This is a genomic window from Streptomyces atriruber (assembly GCF_001418325.1).
In the GTDB taxonomy this organism is placed as follows: Bacteria; Actinomycetota; Actinomycetes; order Streptomycetales; family Streptomycetaceae; genus Streptomyces; species Streptomyces atriruber.
Genome location: NZ_LIPN01000095.1, coordinates 1 through 26,875 on the forward strand (window position 1 = coordinate 1; position 26,875 = coordinate 26,875).

Sequence of the window (26,875 nt, forward strand, 5' to 3'; positions counted from 1 at the left end):
GCCCCCACCAGCCGCCCCCCACCTACTCGCACCGAAAGACTCCCGGGAGACCCCTCATGCATGACGACCGCACCCTGGTCGAAGCCCGTCTCAAGCGCGTACTCGACGAGCGCATCAGGCCCGCCGTGTACCCCGCTTCCGTACCCCTCGACGTGGCCGTGTGGAACGCGCCGGGCGAGCCGGTCCCGGTCGCCGAAGGGCTCGCCGCCGAGCCGACGCCGACCGCCGTCGGCGAGAAGTGGGGGGCGCCCTGGGGGACCAGCTGGTTCCGGGTGACCGGGACCGTGCCGAAGGAGTGGGCGGGCAAGACCGTCGAGGCCGTCCTCGACCTCGGCTTCGACGAGAACATGCCGGGCTTCCAGTGCGAGGGCCTCGTGTACCGCCCCGACGGCACCCCGGTGAAGGGCCTCAACCCGCGCAACCAGTGGGTGCGCGTCGCGGCGCCCGCCGAGGGCGGCGAGGAGGTGCGGCTGCACGTCGAGGCCGCGTCCAACCCCGTCATCCTCGACTACCACCCCTTCCTGCCCACGCAGCTCGGCGACAAGGAGACCGCGGGCAGCGAGCCCCAGTACAAGCTGGAGCGCATGGACCTCGCCGTCTTCGACGAGACGGTGTGGCAGCTCGTCATCGACCTCGAAGTCCTCGGCGAACTCATGCAGGAACTGTCCCAGGACTCCGGACGGCGCTACGACATCGTGCGCGCGGTCGGCCGCGCCCTGGACGCCGTCGACCTCCAGGACGTGAACGGCTCGGCCGCCACGGCGCGCGCACAGCTCGAAGGAGTGCTCACCACCCCCGCCGAGCCCTCGGCACACCGCATCAGCGCCGTCGGGCACGCCCACATCGACTCGGCGTGGCTGTGGCCGCTGCGCGAGACGGTGCGCAAGGTGGCGCGTACGACGTCGAACATGACCGCGCTCATCGAGGACGAACCGGACTTCGTCTTCGCCATGTCGCAGGCGCAGCAGTGGGCGTGGATCAAGGAGCACCGCCCCGAGGTGTGGGCGAAGGTCAAGAAGGCGGTCTCCGACGGGCGGTTCGTGCCCGCGGGCGGCATGTGGGTCGAGTCGGACACCAACATGCCGGGGTCGGAGGCGATGGCCCGGCAGTTCGTGCACGGCAAGCGGTTCTTCCTCGACGAGTTCGGCGTCGAGAACGACGAGGCCTGGCTGCCCGACACGTTCGGGTTCGCGGCAGGGCTCCCGCAGATCATCAAGGCCGCCGGTTCGAAGTGGCTGCTCACCCAGAAGATCTCGTGGTCGCAGACCAACCGCTTCCCGCACCACACCTTCAACTGGGAAGGCATCGACGGCACCCGGATCTTCACGCACTTCCCGCCCGTCGACACGTACAACTGCTCGATGAAGGGCAGCGAGATCGCCCACGCGGCGAAGAACTTCAAGGACAAGGGCGTCGCCCGGCACTCCCTCGCGCCCACCGGCTGGGGGGACGGAGGCGGCGGCACCACCCGCGAGATGATCGCCAAGGCGGGCCGCCTGCGTGACCTGGAGGGCTCGGCGACCGTCGAGTGGGAGACGCCCGCCGCCTTCTTCGAGAAGGCCGAGGCCGAGTACCCCAACGCCCCCGTCTGGGTCGGCGAGCTCTACCTGGAGCTGCACCGCGCCACGCTCACCAGCCAGGCGGGCACCAAGCAGGGCAACCGCCGCAGCGAACACCTGCTGCGCGAGGCGGAGCTGTGGGCGGCCACGGCCGCCGTGCGCTCGCCCGGATTCACCTACCCCTACGAGCAGTTGGACCGTGTCTGGAAGACGGTGCTGCTCCACCAGTTCCACGACATCCTGCCCGGTTCGTCCATCGCCTGGGTGCACCGCGAGGCCCGCGCGACCTACGCGGCCGTCGCCCAGGAGCTGAACGGCATCATCGACAAGGCGCAGCGCGCCCTCGCGGGCGAGGGATCCGGCGCGCTGGTCTTCAACTCCACGCCGCACACCCGCGACGGCGTCCCCGCGGGCGGTGCCTGCGCCGCCGCGGTCGACGGCGCGTCGGCGATCGCCACGCGCGCCGACGGCGGCTTCGTGCTCGACAACGGTCTGCTGCGGGTGGAGATCGACGGGCGCGGCCTGGTCGTCTCCGCGTACGACCTGGTCGCCGACCGGGAGACCGTCGCACCGGGTCGGGTGGCCAACCTGCCCCAGGTGCACGCGGACTTCCCGAACATGTGGGACGCGTGGGACGTCGACGAGTTCTACCGCAACACCGTCACCGATCTGACCGAGGCGGACCGGGTGGAGGCGGGCGACGGCGCGTCGGTCCGCGTCGTGCGCACCTTCGGGGACTCGCGCCTCACCCAGGTGCTCACGCTCGCACCGGGCGCCCAGCGCCTCGACATCGACACCGAGGTCGACTGGCACGAGACGGAGAAGTTCCTCAAGCTCGCCTTCCCGCTGGACATCCACGCGGAGCGGTACGCCTCGGAGACCCAGTTCGGCCACTTCTACCGCGCCACGCACACCAACACGAGCTGGGAGGCCGCCAAGTTCGAGGCGTGCAACCACCGCTTCGTGCACATCGAGGAGCCGGGCTGGGGCGTCGCGCTGGTCAACGACTCGACGTACGGCCACGACGTGACCCGCACGGTCCGCACCGAGGACTCCGGCACGACCACGACGGTCCGCGTCTCGCTGCTGCGCGCCCCGCGCTTCCCCGACCCCGAGACGGACCAGGGCGTGCACCGCTTCCGGCACGCCCTGGTGCCGGGCGCGGCGATCGGCGACGCGGTGCGCGAGGGCTACCGCATCAACCTGCCCGAACGCCGGATCACCGGGGGCGCCGACGTGGCGCCGCTGGTGACGGTCGACGAGGACGCCGTGGTCGTCACGGCCGTCAAGCTCGCCGACGACGGCAGCGGCGATGTCGTCGTCCGCTTCCACGAGTCGCGGGGCGGCCGGGCGAAGGCCACGCTCACCACGGGCTTCGCCGCGGGCTCGGTCGCGGTGACCGACCTGCTGGAGCGCCCGCTCGACGGGGTGACGGCGCCGGAGCTCGCGGATGACGCGGTGTCGGTGACGCTGCGGCCGTTCGAGCTGGTGACGCTGCGGTTCACGCGGAGCTGAGGCCCCGCGCCGCACCTCGCATCACCTCACCCGTCGGTCCGCAGCCACACGCGCAGCGGGCCGACGGGCTCGAAGCCCTGGCGGACCGCGGCCGCCAGGGCTTCGCCATGCTCGTACCCGACGACCGGCACCCCCGGCCAGAGCCGGTTTGTCGCCTCCAGGCAGGAGCGCCAAGCGGCGTCCAGGTCGTCGTCGACGGTGAAGAGGTTGGAGACGCCGACCACGGAGGCGCCGGGGTAGGCGACGGAGCCCGCGCCGATCGCCCCGTCGGCCGTGTCCGCGAGGAAGACCGCGCCGTCGACGAGCAGGGCGGCCCGGAACAGCCCCTCACTCGTACCGTCCCCGCTCCACGCGGCTTCCCAGTCGGTGAGCCGCTCACCGCCCTCGACGGGCCGCCAGCCGCCAGGCGCCCGCCCGGCCTCGGTCGCGGGACGGTGGATCCACTGTGCCTCGAACAGCACCTCGAACCCGGCCGCGGAAAGGTCCAGCGCGCCGAAGCTGTCCTTGACCGAGGCGCCGGGTGAGGCGAGGTCGATGCGGGCCACCACGTCCTCGGACGTCGCGTCGGGAGAGAGCGTCACGGCGTCGGGATACAGCGGGGGAGTGCGCCGGGGGCTGGCCCAGACCCCGCCGTCGACGGCGCTGGGCACGCCGTGGGAGCGGCAGACGGCGTCGCACCAGTCGGCGTTGTTGCGGACGGCCGCGTGGACGGGGCCGGTGGTGCTCTGCGGGTCAGTGATCACCCAGGGATGGTGCCAGGGCCGTCCGGATCGCGCCGCCGGTTTTCCGTCCCCTCGTCCACCTGCGCCCGCAACCACTCCTCCACCTCGCCCACGTGCGCCGCCGCCGCGGCGCGCGCCGCCTCCGGGTCCCGTGCCACCAGGGCGCGGTGGATGCGGGCGTGTTCGCGGCGGGTGCGTTCGAAGGCACCCTCCTCCTGGTAGCCGCGCCACACCCGGGCACGGAACGTGCGGGACGACAGGCCCTCCAGTATCGCGGCCATCGTGTCGTTGCCCGCCGCGAAGGCGATCGTGCGGTGGAACGCCAGGTCGTGGGAGAGGATCTCCTCCGGGTCGTCGGTGGCGTTCATCGCCTCCAAGTGCTTCTCCACGTCGGATAGTTGGGTCTCGGTGATGCGCGCGGCCGCCAGCGCCGTCGCGGTCGACTCCAGGACCCTGCGTACTTCCAGGAGCTCGACGAGGCGTGGCCCGCGGGACAGGTCCGCCACCACTCCGAAGGTCTCCAGGAGGTCGCCGGCCTCCAGCCGGGTGACGTAGATGCCGGAGCCGTGGCGGGCCTCCAGGACCCCGAGGACCGTCAGTGCGCGGATCGCCTCCCGCATGGAACTGCGCGAGATGCCGAGCTGGGCCGCCAAGTCCCGTTCGGTGGGCAGGCGTTGGCCCGGTTCGAGGCTGCCCCCGCCGATCATCGCCTTGATCTGCTCGATGGCCCGCTGCGTCACGGTGCCCTTCTGCGGGGCGGACTGGTCTGGCTGGTCCACGTAACGCTCCTCCACTGGCCGAGTGCGCCGCAGTCTAGCCAGAGATGTGGTCCGACCACTACGGCCTGAAACCGCGAAAAGTTGACGACGAGGGGTGTTGTGAGCGGCAAGTGGTCTGATAAATATTCGCGTCATCAGCTCCCCCCTCGTTCCCCCTCTTGATTCCTCCCTTCGTTCCCCCCGTTGTTTCCCTTCTCGATGAGGAGCCGTCAGATGGTCGGCAGGACAGTGCGCAACAGGCCCGGCAGGGCGGGGACTTCGCGGGCGGTGCGGGCCGCGGCCGTGGCCGCCTGCGCCTCCCTCGTGCTCGCCGCGTGCGGCAGTACGAAGGACACCGCCTCGCCCGGTGCCGGAGGCGGCGGAGAGGGCAAGGTCGGAGTGGTCCTGCCCCTGCTGACCTCGCCGTTCTGGCAGTCGTACAACGACTACGTGCCGAAGATGGCGAAGTCCGAGGACGTCGACGCGATGAAGACCGTCAACTCCAACAGCGACCCCTCGCAGCAGATCACCGACATCAACAACCAGCTGAACCAGGGCGTGAAGGGCCTCGTCGTCGCGCCGCTCGACAGCGCCGCGATCTCCGCGGGCCTCGACCAGGCCGAGCGCAAGGGAGTGCCCGTGGTCGCCGTCGACGTCGCCCCCGAGAAGGGCAAGGTCGCGATGGTGGTCCGGGCCAACAACGTCGCGTACGGCGAGAAGGCCTGCGACTACCTCGGCGACCAGGTCAAGACCGGCAAGGTCGTGCAGATCATGGGCGATCTGGCCTCCGTCAACGGGCGCGAGCGCTCCAAGGCCTTCCGGGACTGCGTGAAGAAGAAGTACCCGAAGCTGAAGGTCCTGGAGATCCCCGCCAAGTGGGAGTCCGACACGGCCGCCGCCAAGCTGGACACCCTGCTGAACTCCGACCCCGACATCAAGGGGATCTACATGCAGGCCGGCGGCGTGTACCTCGCGCCCACCCTGCAGACCCTCAAGTCCAAGGGAATGCTGAAGAAGGCGGGGGAGAAGGGGCACATCACCGTCGTCTCGAACGACGGCATCCCGCAGGAGTTCGACGCGATCCGCAAGGGCCAGATCGACGCGACCGTCTCGCAGCCCGCCGACGCCTACGCCAAGTACGGCATGTACTACATCAAGGCCGCGATGAACGGGAAGAAGTTCGCGCCGGGCCCCACCGACCACGACTCGACGATCGTGAAGCTGCCCAGCGGCATCCTCGAGGACCAGCTGCCCGCCCCGCTGGTCACCAAGGGGAACGTCGACGACTCCAAGCTGTGGGGCAACTCGGCCAAATGACGACGACCGAGCCCCCCACCGACCGGGCCGACACGACCCCGCTCGTCGAGGCGTCCGGCATCGTCAAGCGGTACGGACCCACCGTCGCGCTGCGCGACGGCAGGCTGACCGTCCTGCCGGGTGAATCCCACGCCCTCGTCGGCCGCAACGGCGCGGGCAAGTCCACCCTCGTCACCGTCCTCACCGGACTCCAGGCGCCCGACGCGGGCACCGTCCGCTTCGACGGCGAGCCCGCGCCGCCGCTCAGCGACCGCGACGCGTGGCGCCGCAAGGTGGCCTGCGTCTACCAGAAGCCCACCGTCGTCCCCGAACTCACCGTCGCGGAGAACCTCTTCATCAACCGCCAGTCCTCGGGCCGCGGCGGATTCATCAGCTGGCGCAGACTCCGGTCCGAGGCCGCGGAGGTCCTGGACACCTGGGACGTGCGCGTCGACCCGGACGCGCGCACCGCCGACCTCAAGGTCGAGGACCGGCAAATGGTCGAGATCGCAAGGGCGTTGAGCTTCGGCGCCCGCTTCATCGTCCTCGACGAGCCGACCGCGCAGCTCGACAACCGCGAGATCGAGCGCCTCTTCACACGGATGCGCGCCCTCCAGGACTCCGGCGTCACGTTCCTGTTCATCTCGCACCACCTCCAGGAGGTGTACGAGGTGTGCCAGACCGTCACCGTGCTGCGCGACGCCCGCTGGATCACCAGCGCCCCCGTCGCCGAACTGCCCAAGGGCGCACTGGTGGAGGCCATGGCGGGCGAGGTCATCGCCGAACAGGCCGACGCCGAGGAGGCCGTGGCCCGCGCCGGAGTGCCGGCCGACGCCCCCGTGCTGCTCGACGTCCAGGGCCTCACCAGCGAGTCGTACACCGACATCGACCTCACCGTGCGCAAGGGCGAGGTCGTCGGACTCGCCGGATCCAGCGGCAGCGGCAAGATCAACCTCGCGGAGAGCTTCGCCGGACTGCACACCCCGACCGCCGGCACCGCCCGGCTCGACGGCCGGCCCCTGCCCTTCGGCGACGTGACCGCGGCCCTGCGCGCCGGGGTCGGCTGCGTGCCCCGCGACCGGCACGGCCAGGGCCTGGTCTTCGGCATGACCATCGGCGACAACGCCACCATGAGCGTCCTGGACCGGCTCGGCCGCCACGGCTTCATCGGCACCGACACCAGGCGCCGCTTCGCCGACGATCTCATCGAGCGGCTCGACATCCACGCCGAGGGTCCCGACCAGCCCGTCTCCGACCTCTCCGGCGGCAACGCCCAGAAGGTCGTCATGGCCCGCGCCCTCGCCTCGGACCCGCGCCTGCTGGTCCTCATCAACCCGACCGCGGGCGTCGACGTGAAGTCCAAGGAATCCCTGCTCGCCCACATGGACAACGCCCGCGAGGACGGCACCGCGGTCCTCGTCGTCTCCGACGAGGTGGACGACCTGCGCCGCTGCGACCGCGTGCTCGTGCTCTTCCACGGCCGGATCGTCGCCGAGCACGCGGCGGGCTTCCACGACCACGAGCTGATCGCCTCCATCGAAGGAATGGACCATGGCTGACCTGAAGGCCCCGTCGGCCTCCACCACGCCCCCCGTACACCTGGGCCGTGACAAGGCGGCAGCGAAGTCCGTGCTGCTGCGACGCGCCCGCGAACTCGCCCTCGTACCCGCCCTGTTGCTGCTCATCCTGCTCGGCGCACTGGTCAACGACTCGTTCCTGACCGAGCGGAACCTCATCTCCATCCTCGGCGCGTCCGCAGCGCTCGCCATGGTCGTCCTCGCCGAGTCGCTCGTCCTGATCACCGGCAAGTTCGACCTCTCCCTGGAGTCGGTCGTCGGCATCGCGCCCGCCGTCGGCGCGCTCCTCGTCCTGCCCGCGGCCCAGGCGGGCTTCGGCACGGACCTGCCCGCCGCCGTCGGCATCCTCGCCATCGTGCTGGTCGGCGCGGCCATCGGCGCCTTCAACGGCGTCCTCGTCGTGAAGCTCAAGCTCAACGCGTTCATCGTGACGCTCGCCATGCTGATCGTGCTGCGCGGCCTCCTCGTCGGCGCCACCGAGGGCAAGACCCTCTTCGGTATGCCCGACGCCTTCTACACCCTTGCCACCACCACCTTCCTGAGCATCCCCATGTCGGTATGGCTCGCGGCGGCCGCCTTCGGCATCGTGGGCTTCGTCCTCAAGTACCACCGCGTGGGCCGCGCCCTGTACGCGATCGGCGGCAACCCGGACGCCGCGCGCGCCGCGGGCATCCGCGTCGACCGGGTCATGCTCGGCGTGTTCGTCGTCGCCGGAGCCCTCGCCGCGGTCGGCGGACTCATGCAGACCGGCTACGTCGGCGCCATCAACGCCAACCAGGGCCAGAACATGATCTTCACGGTGTTCGCCGCCGCGGTCATCGGAGGCATCAGCCTCGACGGCGGCAAGGGCACCATGTTCGGCGCCCTCACCGGCGTCCTGCTCCTCGGCGTCGTACAGAACCTGCTCACCCTCGCCCAGGTGCCGTCCTTCTGGATCCAGGCCATCTACGGCGGAATCATCCTGGTCGCCCTGATGATCGCCCGCGTCACCACGGGCCGCGCACAGGACTGACCCGCATCGGACCGCCGCTTTCCCCGCCCCTTTCCGGAAAGGCCTCCTGTGTCCCCGACCCCAGCCCGCATCACCGCGGTAGACACCTACGACATCCGGTTCCCCACCTCACGGGAGCAGGACGGGTCCGACGCGATGAATCCGGACCCCGACTACTCCGCCGCCTACGTGGTGCTGCGCACCGACGCCGAGGACGGGCTGGAGGGGCACGGCTTCACCTTCACCATCGGCCGCGGCAACGACGTCCAGGTCGCCGCGATCCGGTCGCTGCGCCACCACGTGATCGGCCGCCTGGTCGAGGAGCTCTGCGCCGATCCCGGCACCGTCAACCGCGACCTCGTCGGCGACAGCCAGCTGCGCTGGCTCGGCCCCGAGAAGGGCGTGATGCACATGGCCATCGGCGCGGTCGTCAACGCGGTCTGGGACCTCGCGGCCAAGCGCGCCCGCAAGCCCCTGTGGCAGCTGCTCGCCGACGCCACACCCGAGTGGCTCGTCTCCCAGGTCGACTTCCGCTACATCGCCGACACCCTCACCCCCCAGGAGGCCCTCGGCCTGCTCCGGTCCGGCCGCGCGGGCGCGGCGGACCGCACCGCCAGGCTCCAGGAGTACGGCTTCCCCGGCTACACCACCTCGCCCGGCTGGCTCGGCTACAGCGACGAGAAGCTCACCCGACTCGCCCGGCAGGCCGTCGCCGACGGATTCACCCAGATCAAACTGAAGGTCGGCGCGGACCTCGCCGACGACATCCGCCGCTGCCGCACCGCCCGCGAGGCGATCGGCCCGGACATCCGCATGGCCGTCGACGCCAACCAGCGCTGGAACGTCGACGAGGCCGTCCAATGGACGCGTGCGCTCGCCGAGTTCGACCCCTACTGGGTCGAGGAGCCCACCAGCCCCGACGACGTCCTCGGCCACGCCGCGATCCGCACGGCCGTCTCCCCGGTCAAGGTCGCCACCGGCGAACACGTGCAGAACCGCATCGTCTTCAAACAGCTCCTCCAGGCCGACGCCATCGACATCCTGCAGATAGACGCGGCACGGGTCGGCGGCGTCAACGAGAACCTCGCGATCCTGCTGCTCGCCGCCAAGTTCGGCGTTCCCGTCTGCCCGCACGCGGGCGGCGTCGGACTGTGCGAGCTCGTGCAGCACCTGTCGATGTTCGACTACGTGGCCCTGGCGGGCACCACCGAGAACCGCGTCATCGAGTACGTCGACCACCTCCACGAGCACTTCACCGACCCGGTCGTGATGCGCGCGGGCCACTACACGGCCCCGACCGCACCCGGCTTCTCGGCGACCATGCGGGCCGAGTCCGTCGCCGAGTTCACCTATCCGGGCGGCACGTTCTGGGCCGCGGACCTCGCACAGGACGCCCGCGCCCAGGACGAACCCGCACCGGACCACATCGCACGCGACAAGGGAGCAGCCGCATGACCGACTTCCAGGGGCTCAAGGCCCTCGTCACCGGCGGGGCCTCCGGCATCGGCCGGGCCACCGCCGAGCTCCTCGCCGCCCGCGGCGCCGAGGTCGCCGTCCTCGACCTCGATCCGAGCGGGGTGGACAAGCCCCTGCGCGCGTACACCGCCGACGTCACCGACGACGCGGCCGTGCGGGACGCCGTCGCGGCGGCCGCCGCCGACCTCGGCGGCCTCGACGTCCTGGTCAACAACGCGGGCATCGGCGCCCAGGGCACCGTCGAGGACAACGACGACGCCCAGTGGCACGCCGTCCTGGACGTCAACGTCCTGGGGATCGTCCGCACCACCCGCGCCGCCCTGCCCCACCTGCGCCTCTCCACCGACGCGGCGATCGTCAACACCTGCTCCATAGCCGCGACCGCGGGCCTTCCGCAGCGCGCCCTGTACTCGGCGTCGAAGGGCGCGGTGCTCTCCCTCACCCTCGCGATGGCCGCCGACCACGTACGGGAGGGAGTGCGCGTCAACTGCGTCAACCCCGGCACCGCGGACACCCCGTGGATCGGCCGCCTCCTGGACGCCGCCCCCGACCCCGCCGCCGAGCGGGCCGCGCTGGAGGCCCGCCAGCCCACCGGCCGCCTGGTCACCGCGGACGAAGTCGCGGGCGCCATCGCCTACTTGGCGAGCCCGCAGTCCGGCGCCACCACCGGCACCGCGCTCGCCGTCGACGGCGGCATGCAGGGTCTGCGGCTGCGGCCGGTGAACCGGTGAGCGCCCCGGCGCGGCGCCTCCTGGGCCCCGGCGGCGTCGAGGTGACCGAGCTGTCCTTCGGCGCCGCCGGCATCGGCAACCTCTACTCGCCGATCACCGACGAACAGGCGGCGACCGCCCTCGACCACGCCTGGAACGCGGGCATCCGCTACTTCGACACCGCCCCGCACTACGGCCTCGGCCTGTCCGAGCGCAGGCTGGGCGAGGCGCTGCGGGGCCGGGACCGCTCCTCGTACGTCATCTCGACGAAGGTCGGCAGGATCCTGGAGCCGGCCGACGAGGTGTCCGGCGACGACCTCGCCGACGGCGGCTTCGCGGTGCCGCGCACGCACCGCAGGGTCTGGGACTTCAGCGCGGACGGCGTGCGCCGGTCGATCGAGTCCAGCCTCACCCGCCTCGGCGTCGACCGCGTCGACGTCGTCTTCCTGCACGACCCCGACAACCACGCCGAGGAAGCCTTCCGCGAGGGCTACCCGGCCCTGGAGAAGCTGCGTTCCGAAGGTGTCGTCGGCGCGATCGGCGCGGGCATGAACCAGGCGGAGATGCTCACCCGCTTCGTCCGTGACACGGACGTCGACGCCGTGCTCTGCGCGGGCCGCTACACGCTCCTGGACCACCAGGCCCTCACCGAGCTGCTGCCCGCGGCCAGCGAGCGGGGCGCCTCGATCGTCATCGGCGGCGTCTTCAACTCCGGGCTGCTCGCCGACCCCAAGCCGGGGGCCAGGTTCGACTACACCGAGGCGCCGCCCGACCTGCTGGCCCGCGCCCGCGCCCTGCGGACGGTCGCCGAGCGGCACGGCACCACGCTCCGGGCCGCCGCACTCGCCTTCCCCTTCGGTCATCCGGCCGTCGCCAGCGTGCTGGTCGGCATCCACGCACCGGAGCAGGTCACCGACGCGGCCGCCCAGTTCGCCGCCGACGTGCCCGCGGACTTCTGGCAGGAAGCCCGGGAGGCGGGACTGCTGCCGCCGGAGGTGCCGGTCCCCGGACCGGCACGGGGAGACATACCGGGAGAGGTACGGGGAAGGGACCGGCTGTGAGAGTCGCGCTGCACACCAAGGTCCGCGCCGACCGCATCGACGCGTACGACGCCGCGCACCGCGAGGTGCCCGCCGAGCTCACCTCGGCGATCCGGGCCGCGGGCGCCTCGTCCTGGACCATCTGGCGCAGCGGCACCGACCTCTTCCACCTCCTCGAATGCGAGGACTACGGCCGGATGCTCGCCGAGCTGGAGAAGCTCCCGGTCAACATCGCCTGGCAGGCCCGCATGGCCGAGCTCCTGGACGTCGTCCACGACTACTCCGCCGAGGGCTCGCAGGCCGGTCTGCCCGTCGTATGGGAGCTGCCGTGACCGAGACCGCCCAGCCCGGGACCACCGAGCCCGACACCGCCGAGTCCGGTGCCGCCGGGCCCGGCGGCACCGGGCACGTGCCGCTCCTCGTCGACGCCCACCATCACGTGTGGGACCTGTCCGTGCGCGACCAGGACTGGATCACCGGCGATGCCCTCGCCCCGATCCGCAGGGACTTCTCCCTCGCCGACCTCGCGCCCGAGGCCCGCGCGGCAGGGGTCGGCGCCACGGTCGCCGTGCAGACGGTGACCGTCCCCGAGGAGACCCCGGAGCTCCTGGCGCTCGCGGCGGACAGCGACCTCGTCGCCGGGGTCGTCGGCTGGACGGACCTCACCCGCCCGGATGCGGCCGACGCGCTGGCCGCACTCCGTGAACTCCCGGGCGGACAGCACCTGGTGGGCATCCGACACCAGGTGCAGGGCGAGCCGGACCCCGAGTGGCTGCTTCGCCCGGACGTCCGCAGGGGCCTGTCCGCCGTCGCCGCGGCAGGCCTCGCCTACGACCTCGTCGTCCTGCCCCACCAGCTGCCCGCCTGCGCCAGGGCGGCGGCGGAAATGCCGGAACTCACCTTCGTACTGGACCACTTGGGCAAGCCGCCCATCGTACGCGGCGCCCTCGAACCCTGGGCATCGGCGGTCCGCGCGCTCGCCGCCCGCCCCAACACCGTGTGCAAGCTCTCCGGCATGGTCACCGAGGCGGACCACGCCACGTGGACGGTGGACGACCTGCGGCCCTACGCCGACACGGTCCTCGACGCCTTCGGACCCGGGCGGCTGATGTACGGGTCCGACTGGCCCGTCAGCACGCTCGCGGCGACCTACACCGAAGCCCTCGACGCGGCACGACTGCTGACGGCCTCCCTGGACACCGCCGAGCGCGGGGAGGTCTTCGGCGGCACGGCCCGGCGCGTGTACCGCCTCTGAAGTCGTCCGCCGACCGGTTCACCCCGATGGCGGGGCGATCCGTGTCGGTCCCAGGAACTCACGCACGTACGTACGCTCCCAGCAGGCGCCCGTCTCGCGCAGCTCCCGCCATGTCGTGTACCGGTAGCGGTACAGCCGGGCGCGGATGTAGGCGGGTGGCGCCCCGCGCGGGAAGGGTGAGCTGCGCAGCAGCCGCAGCGTGTCCCGGTCGTCGGCCAGGAGACGCTCCACCAGCGGGCCGAACCATGCCCGCGCGTACGCGGGGGAGAGCCCGGCGAACCACATCATCCAGTCGAGCCGCAGGTGGTAGGGCGCGAACTGGCGCGGCCAGCGGTGTACGTCACCGGGCTTGCCCTTGAACTCGTAGGCCAGCCAGTCGGAGTCCTCGCGCGGCACCGTGTCCGCCGTGCCCTCGATGACGACCTCCTGGCGCATCCGGCTGACGCTGCCGAACGCTCCGTACGCGTTGACGAGGTGCAGCGGATCGAACGAGCGGTTCATGACCTGGCGCCGGGACAGGAGATTGCGCACCGGGCGGTAGCTCATGGCCAGGAGCAGCGCGGCCACGGCGGTGACCACCACCTCGTACCAGACGGGGGCGGCTGCGACGTCCGGCGCCGTGTGCCAGGGGGACAGGTCGAGGGCGGACACCGCGAGCGCGATGGTGATCCAGTTCAGCCAGGAGAAGTTGCCGGACAGGACCAGCCACAGCTGCGTCACGATCATGAGGCAGGCCGCGCCCGTCGCCACCGGCCGGGGGGTGAACAGCAGGAAGGGCACGCCGAGTTGGGTGACGTGGTTGGCCGCGACCTCCATCCGGTGCACCGGCTTGGGCAGGTGGTGGAAGAACCAGCTCAGCGGCCCGGGCATCGGCTGCGTCTCGTGGTGGAAGTACAGGCAGGTGAGCTTGCGCCAGCAGGCGTCACCGCGCATCTTGATCAGCCCGGCGCCGAACTCCACGCGGAAGAGCACCCACCGCAGCAGGAAGAGCACGAGGACCGGCGGCGCGACCCGGTCGTTGCCGAGGAACACCGCGAGGAAGCCCACTTCGAGGAGCAGCGACTCCCAGCCGAAGCCGTACCACGCCTGCCCCACGTTCACGATGGAGAGATACAGCGCCCAGGGCACCAGCCACAGCAGCATCGCGCCCCACAGCGGCAGGAGCCCGTCCGCACCGGCGAGCAGCGCCACCGCGACCGCGCACCCCGTCCAGGCGCAGAGAGCGAAGAACCGGTCCGAGAACCGGAGGTGGAACAGGCTGGGGGCGCTTCGGAACGGCACCCGTGCGACGTACCGCGGCACCGGCAGCATTCCGCGCTCCCCGATGAGCGCCCGGAACTGCAGGGCGGCCCCGAGGAAGGCCATCACGTAGAGTACCGCCAGGGCCCGCTGGAAGATCAGCCGGCTCAGCCAGTACGCATCCGCGGTGAACCACTCCACGTGCCCATTGTGCTGCCGACCAGGCTCTTCCGAACGCCGACGCGGCCTTCCCGTGCGTCGTCCCGGTCACCCGCTCGGCTTGCGGGCCTGCCGGAGGGCCTACAGACAATGGCGGAACACCCCTGACGCAGGGGACACACGGCACGGCAACGGCGGGAGAACCGGTGCGCACACCCACCAGGACCCACGTGATCGTCCTCGCGATATCCGCGGCCCTGGCGGTGGCGGGCTGCTCGGGCGACGGGGACAAGAGGACGGCCGACGGCGGCAGCGAACTGTTCATGCAACCGGTCGCCGCGCAGGGCCCGGATCCGTTCACCGATTCGACGGCGAACACCGACGCGTCGCCGCCGCCCGTCACCCGTTCGCCGCAGCCGTCGCCCACCGGGTCGGCGACGCCTGAGGGCACCCGTTCCATCCCTGGCGGGACGCCGGGGCTGTACGGGGGCACGCACTCCGTCGGCAGCTGTGACGTCGACCAGCAGGTGCGCTTCCTCACCGCCGACGAGGCGAAGGCCCGCGCGTTCGCGCAGGCGTCGGGCATCGACCGGGCAGCCGTCCCGAGCTTTCTGCGGGGGCTGACCCCCGTCGTGCTGCGGGCCGACACGCGCGTGACCAACCACGGCTTCCGGGGCGGATCGCCCACGAGCTTCCAGTCCGTCCTGCAGACCGGTACGGCCGTCCTGGTCGACGAGCGGGGCCTGCCGAGGGTGCGCTGCGCGTGCGGCAATCCGCTGCGGCCGCCGGTCGCCCTCAAGGGCTCGCCCCGGCACAACGGCCGTCCGTGGAACGGCTATCAGCCGACGCGGGTCGTCGTGGTGACCCCGGCGCCGCAGCCGATCGTCAACATCACCATCGTGAACATCGTCAACAACACCTGGATCGAGCGGAAGATCGGCGACGGCAAGGCGCACCACGACCGCGCGACCAAGCCGCCGACACCTACGCCCACCCCCACTCCGACGTCGCCGAGCCCGACGTCGCCGTCCCCGTCCAGCCCGACGCCGACGGATCCGGACGGTACGAGCGCGGACGAGACGAGCCCCGACGAGACCGAGCCCGACCGGACGAGCCCCGACGGTACGAGCCCGGACGAGACCGGCCCGGACGAGACCGAGCCGGACGGAACCAGCCCGGACGGGACCAGCTCGGACGAGACGAGCCCCGGCGAGCAGGATCCGGGCCAGGGCGACGTCCCGGGGCGGCCCACCGGTCCGGACGAGGACCCCGGCGACTCCTCTGCCGACACCTCGACCGGCTGCCCTCCGCGGACGGGGACGCCCCCGGACCCCGCGTCGCCGGTCCCGCCCGGCTGCCCCTCGCCGGTGCTGCCCTCGTAGAGCCATACCGGACAGACGGTGGGTGAGAGGGCCATGCGGAACGCGCCAATCGTTCCCCGGCCCTCTCGTCGCTGTCGTCCCTGTCGCCACTGATGTCTTTTGTTCGACCGGCAACCGCGTTCTGAAATATCGCCGACTTCAGTCATCAGGCAAATGCGCAAGAGTTTCCGAATGATATGGAGCGGGCGCGTCCGATTGGCCGGGGGGTGGCGCATTCACGTCGGTATTGGCATGGCATTGAGTCAAATGGCGCTGGTAGTTGATTTTCAAATATGGCAGAGTCGTCCGTCGGGTGGCCGGTCGAGTCCATGAATTGATGGAGGGGGTTCTTCCGGTCGCCCGAGGATCAGCCGTCAGCCGCGGGGGAGAAGTCGGCTCATGAACGTGGTGGAACGTGGTGAAGAACTTTCGATCATGGAACACATGCTCGACTCGGCCGCGAGCGGGCATGGCGGCGTCGTTCTGGTAAGCGGCGCGGTCGCCAGCGGCAAGACCGCACTGCTGCGGGCCTTCAGCCCGTGCGTCACCGCCGCAGGCGCACTGTATCTGCAGGCCACGGCGTCCGCCGCGGAGACGGACCTGCCCCTCGGAGTCATGGGGCAGCTGCTTCTCGGCGCCGGTCTGTTCGGCGCGGACGCCCGGCGCGCGGCGCGGCTCGTGGACCACGTCGTGGTCTCGGCCCGCTCGCGGCGGGCGGCCGGAGAACTGCCCGCCGTGGCGATGAACGAGATTCCCGAGCTCTGCGGGTTGCTGCTCGAAAAGGCCAGGGAAAGGCCAGTGGTGCTCAGTATCGACGATGTGCACCATGCCGACCGGGACTCCCTGGAATGCCTCCTCTACCTGTCGCGCAGACTGCCCGTCAGCCGCATTCTGGTCGTGCTGGGGGAGAACAGTGACTTCCTGACGGGCAATACGCGATTGCGCGTCGATTTACTACGGCTGCCCGGCTGCCGGAATATCAGGCTCGGCCCGCTCCAGCGGTCCGGAGTCGCAGAAATGATCTCCGCATTCGGTGAACCCGGGTGGCGGACGCGCAAGCTCGTCTCCGACCTGCTCCACACGGGCGGCGGCAGCCCCCTGCTGACCCGGGCGCTGATCGAGGACCACCACGCCACGGGTGCCGCGGCCGCCTCCTCCGCAGGCCCGGTGCCGGGCGAGGCCTTCGTGCGGGCCGTCGCCACCTGCCTCTACCGCAGCGACCTCGCCACCCGCCGCACCGCCTGGGCCCTCGCGGTCGCGGGCCCCGACATGTCGCTCGCCGAGCTCATGGAGGTCCTCGGGGTCGGCCGGGAATCGCTCCTGCGCAGCCTGCGCGCGCTGAACGAGGCGGGCCTCCTCGACGCGGGCTGGTTCCGTCACGAGGCCGGGCGCGCCGCGGTGCTCAGAAGCCTGGAGCCCGCCGACCGCGCCCGCGTCGAGGCCCGCTGCGCCCGGGTCCTGCACGAGCACGGCGCGGCCGTCACCGTGGTCGTGCGCCATCTGATCGCCGCGGAGACGGTCGACGCGCCCTGGGCGCGGCGCACCCTGATCGAGGCGGCCGAGCGCGCCCTCGCCGACGACGAGGTCGAGCTCGCCCTCACCTGCCTGCGCATCGCCCGCGACACCAGCACCGACGCGTGCCAGTCCCTGGAGATACGGGCCGCGCTCACCCGGGCGCTCTGGCGCGTCAACCCGGCGGGCGTCGCCCAGCACCTGCCCGAGCTCACGGCCGCCGCGCTGGACGGACGGCTCGGCGCCCGGCACACCGACGAACTCGTCGGCCACCTGCTCTGGTTCGGGCGCCCGGAACGGGCCCTGGAGGTGCTCCGCGCGGTCGAGCGGCAGGGCGTGGCGCCGTCCGGCCGGTCCGGCACCGGCGCGCCGCACCGGTACGACTGCCCGCGCCTCTGGCTCGGATACGCCTACCCGGGCCTCTCCGCCTCCGCCCTCGCCTCCCTCGGCGGGACGCCGGAGCACACGACGGCGCAGGACACGACCCCGCAGCACGCGCAGGCCCTCGGCCGCAGCCCGCACCAGCGGGCGGCGACCCTGGTGCGGGCCCTCCTGGACGGGCCGGGCGAGGACGTGGTGGTCAGGGCCGAGCAGATCCTGCAGGGCACCCGGCTCGACGACGGCACCGTGACGGCGCTCCTGGTCGCGCTCAACTCGCTGCTCCTCGCCGACCGGCTGGAGGCGGCGGCCTTCTGGTGCGAGACGCTGCTGAACGAGGCGGCCGAACGGCATGCACCCCTGTGGCAGGCGCTGCTGGCCGCGACCAAGGCCCGCATCGAGCTCAGGGCGGGCGCGCTCGGTGCGGCGCGGAAGCTCGCGCGCTCGGCGCTCGGCCTCGTGCCCGCGGACGGATGGGGGGTCGCCGTCGTCGGGCCCCTGGCCATCGCCCTGTCCACGGGCACCCTCATGGGCCGACTCGACGAGGCCGCGGCCCAACTCGCCGTACCCGTACCGGACTCGGCCTTCCAGACGGCCGACGGGCTGCTCTACCTGCGGGCCCGGGGGCAGTACTACCTCGCCGCCGGCCGCCCCTACGCCGCGCTCGACGACTTCCTCACCTGCGGGGACCTCATGCGGCGCTGGCGCTTCGACCTGCCCGCCCTGGTCCCCTGGCGCACCGACGCCGCCGAGGCCCATCTGTCGCTGGGCGACAGCGAGCGGGCCCGGGCCCTCGCCGAGGAGCAACTGGCCCTGGCGGGCCGGGGCAACGACTGCGCGCGCGCCGTCTCGCTGCGGGTGCTCGCGGGCACGCTGAAGGCCGCACACCGGCCGCCGCTGCTCGGCGAGGCCATCGAGATCCTGCGCGACCGCGGCCACCGCATCGAACTGGTCCGGGCCATCGACGAGTTGGCCCGGACACAGCGCGAGCTCGGCAAGGTGGGCCGGGCCAGGGCCCTGGCCCGCAAGGCGCAGCGGCTCGCGGGGGAGTGCGGGATGCCCGTGCCGCCGTCCGTGGCCGACGCGAGCAGTCCGCACCCCGCCGAACAGCCGTGGTCGTCCGGGAACCGCCGACATCCCGACGAACTCAGCAACGCCGAACTGCGTGTGGCCACGCTCGCCGTCCGTGGCCACACCAACCGTCAGATCGCCGACAAGCTCTGCATCACGATCAGCACCGTGGAACAGCACCTGACACGTGCCTACCGCAAGCTCGCCGTCCAGCGGCGCGCGGACCTCGCCGCCAAGATCGGACCGGTCACGGGACCGGGGGACGACGAGGAGCCCGCGGCGCACGACTCCTGTGACCGGCTCCACGTGGGCTAGCGACCGGACATCCGTCATGTGTCCGTCTCCCCCTCGGTGAGGCCCTGGCCGCCGTTGCGGTGGCGCGGTTCCGTTTCTACGCGGCGGGCGGTCACACCACGGTCCGAAGATCTGTGACCGGCACACAGGACCTTCGGACGGTCCGGTGGCACGGGCCACCGCCCGCCGTGCTGTGACCCGTGCGTGACGGGCGTTCGGGCACCGTGGACTTCATGATCAGCTCCCTTCGGACGTCGAACGAGGGCACAGCGATGAAGGACCCACCATGAGGACGCCGCCATGAGGATCCTGGTGGCCGAGGACCACGCCGAACTCGCGCGGTCGGTGGCGCGGGTGCTGCGCCGTGAAGGCATGGCGGTCGACGTCGTCCTCGACGGCGCCGACGCGCTCGAACGCACCTCGGTGGTCGACTACGACGTGGTCGTCCTCGACCGGGACCTGCCCGGCGTGCCCGGCGACGAGGTCTGCCGAAGACTGGCCGAACAACCGCTCCACGCCCGGGTATTGCTGCTCACCGCATCCGCCACCATCTCCCACCGCGTGGCGGGCTTCAGCCTCGGCGCGGACGACTACCTGCCCAAACCCTTCGCCTACGCCGAACTCGTCGCCCGCATCCGCGCACTCGCCCGCCGCTCGCCGGCCGCGCTGCCCCCGGTACTCGAGAGCGGCGACCTGAGACTCGACCCGGCGCGGCGGGTCGCCTCGCGCGCCGGGGAGCGACTGGCGCTCACGCCCAAGGAGTTCTCGGTCCTGGAGTACCTGCTCGCGGCCCAGGGCCGCGTCGTATCGGCCGAGGAACTGCTGGAACGCGTGTGGGACGAGGCGACCGACCCGTTCACCACCACGGTCAAGGCGACGATCAACCGCCTGCGGCCGAAGCTCGGCACCCCGCCCGTCATCGAGACCGTCCCTCGGGGCGGCTACCGGATTTGAGGGGCCCATGCACCTGCCCTCGCGGCGTGCGGGCGTACGCCTCACGCTGCTGTACGGCACGCTGTTCGTCGCCTCGGGGGCGGTCCTGCTCGCCCTCACGTATCTGCTCGTCGCCCGGTTCCCAGGGGACCGTCTCCTCGTCGACGGGGCGGACCCGGGCGCGGGCGTCGGCCGCTCCGGCGGAGGACTTCCCGGCGCGCAGACCGCGGCCCGTTCCGGCGACGTCATCGGACGGCTGCAGGAACAGGCGGTCAGTCAGCACGCGGACCAGCTGCGGCAGGTGCTCGTCCAGTCGGGCGTCGCGCTCGCCGTCATGCTGGCGGTCTCGGCCGTCCTCGGCCGGCTGGTCGCCCGGCGAGCGCTGCGCCCGCTGCGCGCGATGACCGGCACCATCCGGCGCATCTCGGCGTACACCCTCCACGAGCGGCTGGCCGTCCAGGGCCCGGCCGACGAGCTCAAGGAGTTCGCCGACACCGTGGACCGGCTCCTCGGCCGTCTGGAAGCGGCCCTCGACTCCCACCGGCGCTTCGTCGCCGACGCCGCGCACGAGCTGCGCACCCCGCTCACCCTGGGGCACGCGCTGCTGGAGGAGACGCTCGTCGACCGCGACGCCACCGCGGAAACGTTTCGGGCGAACTCCGAGCGGCTGCTGGCGCTCAGTGAACGGCAGGCACGCCTCCTGGAGTCGCTGCTGGCGCTCGCGGGCAGCCACCGGGGTCTGGCCCAGCGGGAGGCGCTGGACCTCGCTGCCGTCGTCGAGTGGGCGCTGCACGTCTCGCGTCCGGAGATCGAGCGGCGCGGGCTGCGGGTGGAGACGGTCATCGGGCCCGCGCCCGTCCTGGGCGACCAGGCGCTCGTGCAGCGCCTGGTGTCCGGCCTCGTGGACAACGCGGTGGGACACAACGCCCCCGGCGGGCGGGTGGAGATCGCCACCGGTGACCGGGACGGGCGGGCCGTCGTCTCGGTGGCCAACACCGGTGACCGGGTGGCGCCGGAACAGGTGGACCGGCTCTTCGAACCCATCCGGTGGACGGGCCGCACGGGCGGCGACGGCCACCCCGGCCTCGGCCTCTCGATCCTGCACGCCATCGCCCTCGCCCACGACGCGGTGATCAGCGCACGCGCACGCCCGGAAGGCGGCTTGGTCGTGGAAGTCACCTTCCCGCGGTGGTCCTGAGGTGTCGGTGAAGGGCCAATGGATATTGCGCAGTTGGACAAGAGCACGGGATTCCATTGAGACAAAGCCCGGACACCTCCTACCGTGGTCGCCCGACGTAATTCCCCGAAGGGCCCCGAACGGATTCCGGGAAGTTCGACTCCGGAAAGTCCGGGCTCGTGAACGGCGGTGGACGGTGTTGGAAGGATTTCCGTCACGTCCGGAGGAATCGCGTCTCCGAGATCGGCTCCGCCTTGCCGGGGCCTCGTGCGCGGGAGGAACCCTTGGTTGTCGTGATGGCTCCGGAGGCCACGCAGAAAGACATGGACGCGGTCGTCGACCTGGTCCGCACGGCGGGCGGGGACGCGTTCGTCAGCCGGGGAGTGACCCGCACCATCGTCGGGCTCGTGGGGGACGTGGCGGCCTTCGGCGCCCTCAACCTCGCCCACTTGCGCGGGGTCCTGGACGTGGTGCGCATCTCGGTGCCGTACAAGCTGGTCAGCAGGGAGCACCACCTCGACCGCTCCGTGGTGACCGTGGCGGGCGTCCCCATCGGTCCCGACACGCTGACCGTGATCGCGGGTCCCTGCGCGGTGGAGACGCACTCGCAGACCCTCGCCGCCGCCCGGATGGCCAAGGCGGCCGGCGCCGCGCTGCTGAGGGGCGGGGCCTTCAAGCCGCGCACGTCGCCGTACGCGTACCAAGGGCTCGGCGAGCGCGGACTGTGCATCCTCGCCGACGTGCGGCAGGAGACAGGCCTGCCGGTGGTGACCGAGGTCATCGACCCGGCCAGCGTCGAACTCGTCGCTCCCTACGCCGACATGCTGCAGATCGGCACCCGCAACATGCACAACTTCGCCCTGCTCCAGGAGGTGGGCGCGGCCGGCAGGCCCGTGCTCCTCAAGCGCGGCTTCGGCGCCACCATCGAGGAGTGGCTGATGGCCGCCGAGTACATCGCCCAGCGCGGCAACCTCGACATCGTGCTCTGCGAACGGGGCATCCGCACCTTCGAGACCGCCACCCGCAACACCCTGGACATCAGCGCGGTGCCGGTGGTCCAGCGCCTCTCCCACCTCCCGGTGATCGTGGACCCCTCCCACTCGGGAGGCCGCCGGGACCTCGTCCTGCCGCTCACCCGGGCCGCCCTCGCGGTCGGTGCGGACGGCGTCATGATCGACGTGCACCCCGAGCCGGGGACGGCGCTCTGCGACGGCGACCAGGCCCTCACCCGGGCGGAGATCGACGAGGTGGCGGGGGCCGTCGGCGCCCTGTCGCCGCTGATGGGCCGCACCCTTGCGCGGGCCGCCGCCGGTGCGCAGGCCGGTAGGGGTGAATAGGGGTGGCGCGGACCGTGGCGCGCCATGAGTGAGGGGTACCAGGGCGGAAAGCGCGTTGTTAAGGTGAACATGCCCGGCCGGGGAAATGCTCCCGCGGCCGGACGGTACGGATTCCGTGAATTTCCGGAATCCGATTGCGGTGGTTGAAGACGGCGAGGGGCGCACACGTGCGCGCCGCACCTTTCGCCGTGATCCGGGAGAGCACGCCTGCAGAGCGCGCAACGCATTCATTTCAGGGGCCCTCGACCAAGGGCGAACGCGTGCGCGGCGCGGCGGTGCGGCATGACCGGTCGGTGTGCCGGGACGCGCACACGGGGGACATCGGAGCTTGAGGGGGAGTTGAGTTGGCAACACCCGGGCACGAAGAGATCGACCGATTAATGGTCGTCGAAGTCGAGATCGGCTCGCTTTCGACGACTGATTCACCGCGGACGTCCGGAGTCGATCCGGAGCACGTACAGGCGCTGGCGGTCGTACAGACCCCGCTGCCGCCCATCACCGTGCACCGGCCGACGATGCGGGTCATCGACGGCCTGCACCGGTTGCGCGCCGCCGAACTCCAGGGACAGCGCAAGATCGCGGTGAAGTACTTCGACGGCGCGGAGGACGACGCCTTCGTGCTCGCCGTGGAGTCGAACGTCACCCATGGCCTGCCGTTGACCACGGTGGACCGCAAGCGGGCGGCCGCCCGCATCATCGCCACGCACCCGCAGTGGTCGGACCGGATGATCGCCTCGGTCAGCGGCATCGCGCCCGGCACCGTCGCGGACATCCGCAGACGGGCCCCGGGCGGCCGCGACGGCGAGGAGAGCCGGATCGGCCACGACGGCCGGGTCCGGCCCATCAACGGCGCCGAGGGGCGCAGGGTCGCCAGTGAGCTCATCGCACAGAACCCCGCCCTGTCGCTGCGCCAAGTGGCCCGCGTCGCGTCCATCTCGCCGGAGACCGTACGGGACGTACGCAACCGCATGATGCGCGGCGAGGACCCCGTGCCGCAGCGCGGGCGGCGGACGAACGGTGAGGACCACGTCCCCGCCCCGCGGGTCGCCCGCCCCTCTGCCGTGCCCGACCGGGACACGGCCCAGGACCGGGCCACCGCGGTCAAGCGGCTCAAGGCCGACCCGGCCCTGCGTTTCAGCGAGATCGGCCGCACCCTGCTGCGGCTGCTCAACATCCACACGATCAGCATGGAGGAGTGGGACCAGATCATCGAAAAGGTCCCGCCGCACTGCAGGGGCATCGTGGCCTACCTCGCCGGGGAGAGCGCGGAGATGTGGACGGAGGTGGCGGTGCGGGTCCAGAGCAAGGTCGCGGAGACGGCGTAGCGGGCGCCGGACCGCACCGCACGGTGTCCAAGTGGGCGGGGCCCGTGGTTGGACGGCGGAGCCCCGCCCGCCCCGACCGGGCCACGCCCCGCGCGCCGCGTCTCCCACGTGCGCGCACGGGGGCCTCCGCCTAGCGTGGGCCCATGGAGCACGACCCGGCGGGGCAATGCCGCTGTGGACAGCCGGCCGGGGAGTCGGCCGGCTGTTTCCTCGCGCTGTACGGGGCCGTGCTGCGCACGGGCCGGTTCGACTGGGACCTCGACACGGGCCGGATGACGATGGACGCCACCGCCCACGAGGTCTTCGACGTACGCCCCGATCAGTACGACAACCGGCCCGAGACCCTCGCCTTCCGGGTGCCGACCGTCGAGGGGCACCGCCTGGACCAGATCGTCTCGCGCGCCCTGAAGGACGGCAGCGACACCTACGGCGCGTACTTCCGGATCCGCTGCCACACCGGCGCACTGCGCTGGACCCACACCCAGGGCTGCATCCAGCGGGACGCCACGGGCCGCCCGCGCCGCATCGTGGGCCTCGTCAGGGACGCCACCAGGGAGCTCGGCGACAGCCCGGCCGCGCTGCGCGAGCGGGCCGACGAGGAGGCCGAGCGGCGCCGCACCACGAGCCTCGTCCAGGGCACCACCGCGGCGCTCGCGCACGCCCGGACGGTGCGGGACGTCATCGACGTGCTGCGGGACACCCACGGCCTCGCGTACCTGGGCGCCTCCAACCTGGTGATGGGGCTCGTCGAGGCGGGCCGGATCCGGCTCGTCGCCGAGGGCCCCACGGGCAGCTTCGTGCCCGGCACCCGCCTCACGGGCGTCGACGAGGACTACCCCATGAGCGAGGTCGTGCGCACCCTCGCGCCGCGCTACATCGAGACGGCCGACGACTTCGCGGAGTCCTATCCGCTGCTCTGGCCGCACATCGACGAACTGGGCATCACCGCGGCCGCCTATCTGCCCCTGATCGCGCAGGCCCGCCCGATCGGCGTGCTCGGACTGCTCTACCAGGACAAGACCGGCTTCACCGAGGACGAGCGCAACGTCCTGGCCGCGCTCGGCAGCAGCATCGCGCAGAGCCTGCAGCGCGCCATGTTCTACGAGCAGGAGAAGGACCTCGCGCAGGGGCTCCAGCAGGCGATGCTGCCCCGCACCATCCCCGGCGTGCCCGGCGCGGAGATCGCCGTGCGGTACCGCTCCGCGGCGCTCGGACGGGACATCGGCGGCGACTGGTACGACGTGATCCCGCTGCCCGGCGGCCACGTCGGCGCCGTCATCGGGGACGTCCAGGGCCACGACACGCACGCCGCCGCCGTCATGGGGCAGCTCCGCATCGTCCTGCGCGCCTACGCCGCGGAGGGTCACACGCCCGCCACCGTCATGGCCCGCGCCTCCGGCTTCCTGCACGAACTGGACACCGAACGCTTCGCGACCTGCCTCTACGCCGACGCCGACCTGTCGACCGGCGTGGTGCAGTTCGTCCGCGCGGGCCACCTCGACCCGCTCCTCCAGCGCGCCGACGGCTCCTTCGGCCGGGTGCCGGTGGACGGCGGCCTGCCCCTCGGCCTCTCGGCGGAGTTCGGGCAGCTCGACTACCCCGTCACCACCATCGAACTCGACCCGGGCCAGACCCTGTTGCTCTGCACCGACGGCCTCGTCGAGGAGCCGGGCACCGATCTGGACGACGGCATGCGGGCCCTCGCGGAGCTCGCCGCCGTCGGACCCCGCGACCTGCAGCGGCTGGCCGACCGGCTCTGCGGCATCGTCGACGGCCGCGGCGGGGACGACGACGTCGCGCTCCTGCTGATGCGCCGCCGCACGCACGACACGCCCCAGGCGGGCGGCCGCCTCCGCCAGCACGTCGCACCGAGCGACCCGGAGGCGCTCGCCGAGGCCCGGCACCTGATCAGGGCCGCGGTGCGCGCCTGGGGCGCGGGCGAACGCGCCGACGAGATCGAGCTGGTGGCCGACGAAATGATCACCAACGCCCTGATGCACACCGACGGATCCGCGATCGTGACCCTGCGGGTCCTGACCGGCACCGAGCGGCGGCTGCGCGTCGACGTCGAGGACTCGTCGAGCGCCCTGCCCCGCCGCCGCGACGCGGGCGACTCCGGGGTGTCGGGCCGCGGCCTGCTCCTCGTGGACCGGCTCGCGGACGTGTGGGGCGTGGACGCGCGCGGCGGCGGCAAGAGCGTGTGGTGCGAGTTCGTCGTGCCCGCCGGGGAACCGCGGGAGTGAGCGAGAAGAGATGCCCGAACTGCCGGAAGTAGAAGCCCTGCGCGCATTCCTGACGGATCATCTGGTCGGCCGGGAGATCGTGCGCGTGCTGCCCACCGCCGTCAGCGTCCTCAAGACGTACGACCCGCCGCCCACCGCCCTCGAAGGCCGCACGGTCACCGCCGTGGAGCGGCACGGCAAGTTCCTCGACATCGACGCCGGCGGGCTGCACCTGGTCACCCATCTCGCCCGCGCGGGCTGGCTGCGGTGGCACGACAGGCTCCCCGACGGTCTGCCGCGCCCCGGCAAGGGCCCGCTGGCGCTGCGCGTCGCCCTGGAGACGGGGGAGGGCTTCGACCTCACGGAGGCGGGCACGCAGAAACGCCTCGCGGTGTACGTGACCGAGGCGCCGGGGGAGCTGCCCGGCATCGCGCGGCTCGGCCCCGACCCACTGGCCGACGGCTTCGACGAGGCGCGGTTCGCGGGCCTCCTGGAGGGCGAACGGCGGCAGATCAAGGGGGCGTTGCGCGATCAGAGCCTGATCGCGGGCATCGGAAACGCGTACAGCGACGAGATCCTGCACGCGGCCCGCATGTCCCCGTTCCGGCTCACGTCGAGCCTTACCGAGGAGGAAGTCCATGGGTTGCATGTGGCGCTGCTGGCTACGCTGACCGAGGCGGTGGAGCGCTCGCGCGGCGTCGCGGCGGGCCGTCTCAAGGCGGAGAAGAAGAGCGGTCTGCGCGTGCACGGACGCACCGGCGAGCCGTGCCCGGTGTGCGGCGACACGATCAGGGAGGTGTCCTTCGCCGACTCCTCGTTGCAGTACTGCCCGACCTGTCAGACGGGCGGGAAGCCGCTGGCGGACCGGAGGATGTCGCGGCTGCTGAAGTGAGGGGCCGCTGAAAGCGACGGGCCGTTGAAGCGACGCGCTGCGGATGTCGGGACGCCCCGGCTTCCGTAGCTGGGCG

20 protein-coding genes are annotated in these 26,875 nt (G+C 72.1%); 17 read left to right on the forward strand and 3 right to left on the reverse strand.

Annotated elements, in window-relative coordinates; translation table 11 throughout:
• Nucleotides 1-56 precede the first annotated feature (56 nt).
• Complete coding sequence (locus tag AOK03_RS10895; protein WP_055564990.1) at nucleotides 57-3,074, forward strand: alpha-mannosidase; 3,018 nt, start codon at nucleotides 57-59, stop codon at nucleotides 3,072-3,074.
• A gap of 26 nt (nucleotides 3,075-3,100) precedes the next feature.
• Here AOK03_RS10895 and AOK03_RS10900 read toward each other — a convergent pair whose 3' ends face one another.
• Nucleotides 3,101-3,817: a hypothetical protein gene (locus AOK03_RS10900; RefSeq protein WP_244177564.1), complete on the reverse strand. Its 717-nt coding sequence runs from the start codon at nucleotides 3,815-3,817 to the stop codon at nucleotides 3,101-3,103.
• A complete protein-coding gene (locus tag AOK03_RS10905; protein ID WP_107097975.1) occupies nucleotides 3,814-4,575 on the reverse strand; it encodes a FadR/GntR family transcriptional regulator in 762 nt (253 codons plus the stop codon). The genes AOK03_RS10900 and AOK03_RS10905 overlap by 4 nt, the downstream gene beginning before the upstream one ends.
• Before the next feature lie 213 nt (nucleotides 4,576-4,788).
• Between AOK03_RS10905 and AOK03_RS10910 the strand changes: the two genes are divergently transcribed.
• The 8 genes from AOK03_RS10910 to AOK03_RS10945 all read left to right on the forward strand — a co-directional run bounded on the left by AOK03_RS10910 (nucleotide 4,789) and on the right by AOK03_RS10945 (nucleotide 12,899).
• Complete coding sequence (locus tag AOK03_RS10910; protein WP_055564992.1) at nucleotides 4,789-5,871, forward strand: sugar ABC transporter substrate-binding protein; 1,083 nt, start codon at nucleotides 4,789-4,791, stop codon at nucleotides 5,869-5,871.
• The gene (locus tag AOK03_RS10915) at nucleotides 5,868-7,409 is read left to right on the forward strand and encodes a sugar ABC transporter ATP-binding protein (protein WP_055564993.1); all 1,542 of its coding nucleotides are present in this window, start codon (nucleotides 5,868-5,870) and stop codon (nucleotides 7,407-7,409) included. Before AOK03_RS10910 ends, AOK03_RS10915 begins: the two co-directional genes overlap by 4 nt.
• Nucleotides 7,402-8,439 (forward strand): ABC transporter permease, encoded by a 1,038-nt coding sequence (locus tag AOK03_RS10920; protein ID WP_055564994.1) that lies wholly within the window; start codon nucleotides 7,402-7,404, stop codon nucleotides 8,437-8,439. Before AOK03_RS10915 ends, AOK03_RS10920 begins: the two co-directional genes overlap by 8 nt.
• 48 nt (nucleotides 8,440-8,487) lie before the next feature.
• Nucleotides 8,488-9,873 (forward strand): L-fuconate dehydratase, encoded by a 1,386-nt coding sequence (locus tag AOK03_RS10925; RefSeq protein WP_055564995.1) that lies wholly within the window; start codon nucleotides 8,488-8,490, stop codon nucleotides 9,871-9,873.
• Nucleotides 9,870-10,625, forward strand: coding sequence for an SDR family NAD(P)-dependent oxidoreductase (locus AOK03_RS10930; RefSeq protein ID WP_055564996.1), 756 nt, complete (start codon nucleotides 9,870-9,872; stop codon nucleotides 10,623-10,625). The genes AOK03_RS10925 and AOK03_RS10930 overlap by 4 nt, the downstream gene beginning before the upstream one ends.
• Complete coding sequence (locus tag AOK03_RS10935) at nucleotides 10,622-11,665, forward strand: aldo/keto reductase (protein WP_055564997.1); 1,044 nt, start codon at nucleotides 10,622-10,624, stop codon at nucleotides 11,663-11,665. The genes AOK03_RS10930 and AOK03_RS10935 overlap by 4 nt, the downstream gene beginning before the upstream one ends.
• Nucleotides 11,662-11,976 carry an L-rhamnose mutarotase gene (locus tag AOK03_RS10940; protein WP_055564998.1) on the forward strand — a complete coding sequence of 105 codons (315 nt, stop codon included), beginning with the start codon at nucleotides 11,662-11,664 and terminating at the stop codon, nucleotides 11,974-11,976. Before AOK03_RS10935 ends, AOK03_RS10940 begins: the two co-directional genes overlap by 4 nt.
• Nucleotides 11,977-12,053: 77 nt before the next feature.
• On the forward strand, nucleotides 12,054-12,899 hold the full coding sequence (locus tag AOK03_RS10945) for an amidohydrolase family protein (RefSeq protein WP_055565023.1): 846 nt from the start codon (nucleotides 12,054-12,056) through the stop codon (nucleotides 12,897-12,899).
• Between the two features lie 18 nt (nucleotides 12,900-12,917).
• Here AOK03_RS10945 and AOK03_RS10950 read toward each other — a convergent pair whose 3' ends face one another.
• The gene (locus tag AOK03_RS10950; RefSeq protein WP_055564999.1) at nucleotides 12,918-14,339 is read right to left on the reverse strand and encodes a lipase maturation factor family protein; all 1,422 of its coding nucleotides are present in this window, start codon (nucleotides 14,337-14,339) and stop codon (nucleotides 12,918-12,920) included.
• Between the two features lie 164 nt (nucleotides 14,340-14,503).
• Here AOK03_RS10950 and AOK03_RS10955 point away from each other — a divergent pair, with 164 nt between their 5' ends.
• The 8 genes from AOK03_RS10955 (at nucleotide 14,504) to AOK03_RS10990 (ending at nucleotide 26,799) form a co-directional block, all read left to right on the forward strand.
• Entirely contained in the window at nucleotides 14,504-15,679 is a 1,176-nt protein-coding gene (locus AOK03_RS10955) for a DUF6777 domain-containing protein (protein WP_157868918.1), read from the forward strand.
• Between the two features lie 378 nt (nucleotides 15,680-16,057).
• Nucleotides 16,058-18,934: a helix-turn-helix transcriptional regulator gene (locus AOK03_RS10960; RefSeq protein ID WP_055565001.1), complete on the forward strand. Its 2,877-nt coding sequence runs from the start codon at nucleotides 16,058-16,060 to the stop codon at nucleotides 18,932-18,934.
• 279 nt (nucleotides 18,935-19,213) lie between these two features.
• Complete coding sequence (locus AOK03_RS10965) at nucleotides 19,214-19,867, forward strand: response regulator transcription factor (protein WP_055565002.1); 654 nt, start codon at nucleotides 19,214-19,216, stop codon at nucleotides 19,865-19,867.
• A gap of 7 nt (nucleotides 19,868-19,874) precedes the next feature.
• A complete protein-coding gene (locus tag AOK03_RS10970) occupies nucleotides 19,875-21,044 on the forward strand; it encodes a sensor histidine kinase (RefSeq protein ID WP_055565003.1) in 1,170 nt (389 codons plus the stop codon).
• A gap of 272 nt (nucleotides 21,045-21,316) precedes the next feature.
• A complete protein-coding gene (gene aroF, locus AOK03_RS10975) occupies nucleotides 21,317-22,360 on the forward strand; it encodes a 3-deoxy-7-phosphoheptulonate synthase (protein WP_244177565.1) in 1,044 nt (347 codons plus the stop codon).
• Nucleotides 22,361-22,740: 380 nt separating this feature from the next.
• Nucleotides 22,741-23,685, forward strand: a complete 945-nt coding sequence (locus tag AOK03_RS10980) for a ParB/RepB/Spo0J family partition protein (protein WP_055565005.1) — start codon at nucleotides 22,741-22,743, stop codon at nucleotides 23,683-23,685.
• 143 nt (nucleotides 23,686-23,828) lie between these two features.
• Nucleotides 23,829-25,928, forward strand: a complete 2,100-nt coding sequence (locus tag AOK03_RS10985) for a SpoIIE family protein phosphatase (RefSeq protein ID WP_079074630.1) — start codon at nucleotides 23,829-23,831, stop codon at nucleotides 25,926-25,928.
• Between the two features lie 10 nt (nucleotides 25,929-25,938).
• Nucleotides 25,939-26,799: an Fpg/Nei family DNA glycosylase gene (locus AOK03_RS10990; protein WP_055565006.1), complete on the forward strand. Its 861-nt coding sequence runs from the start codon at nucleotides 25,939-25,941 to the stop codon at nucleotides 26,797-26,799.
• The last annotated feature ends 76 nt before the right edge of the window (nucleotides 26,800-26,875 follow it).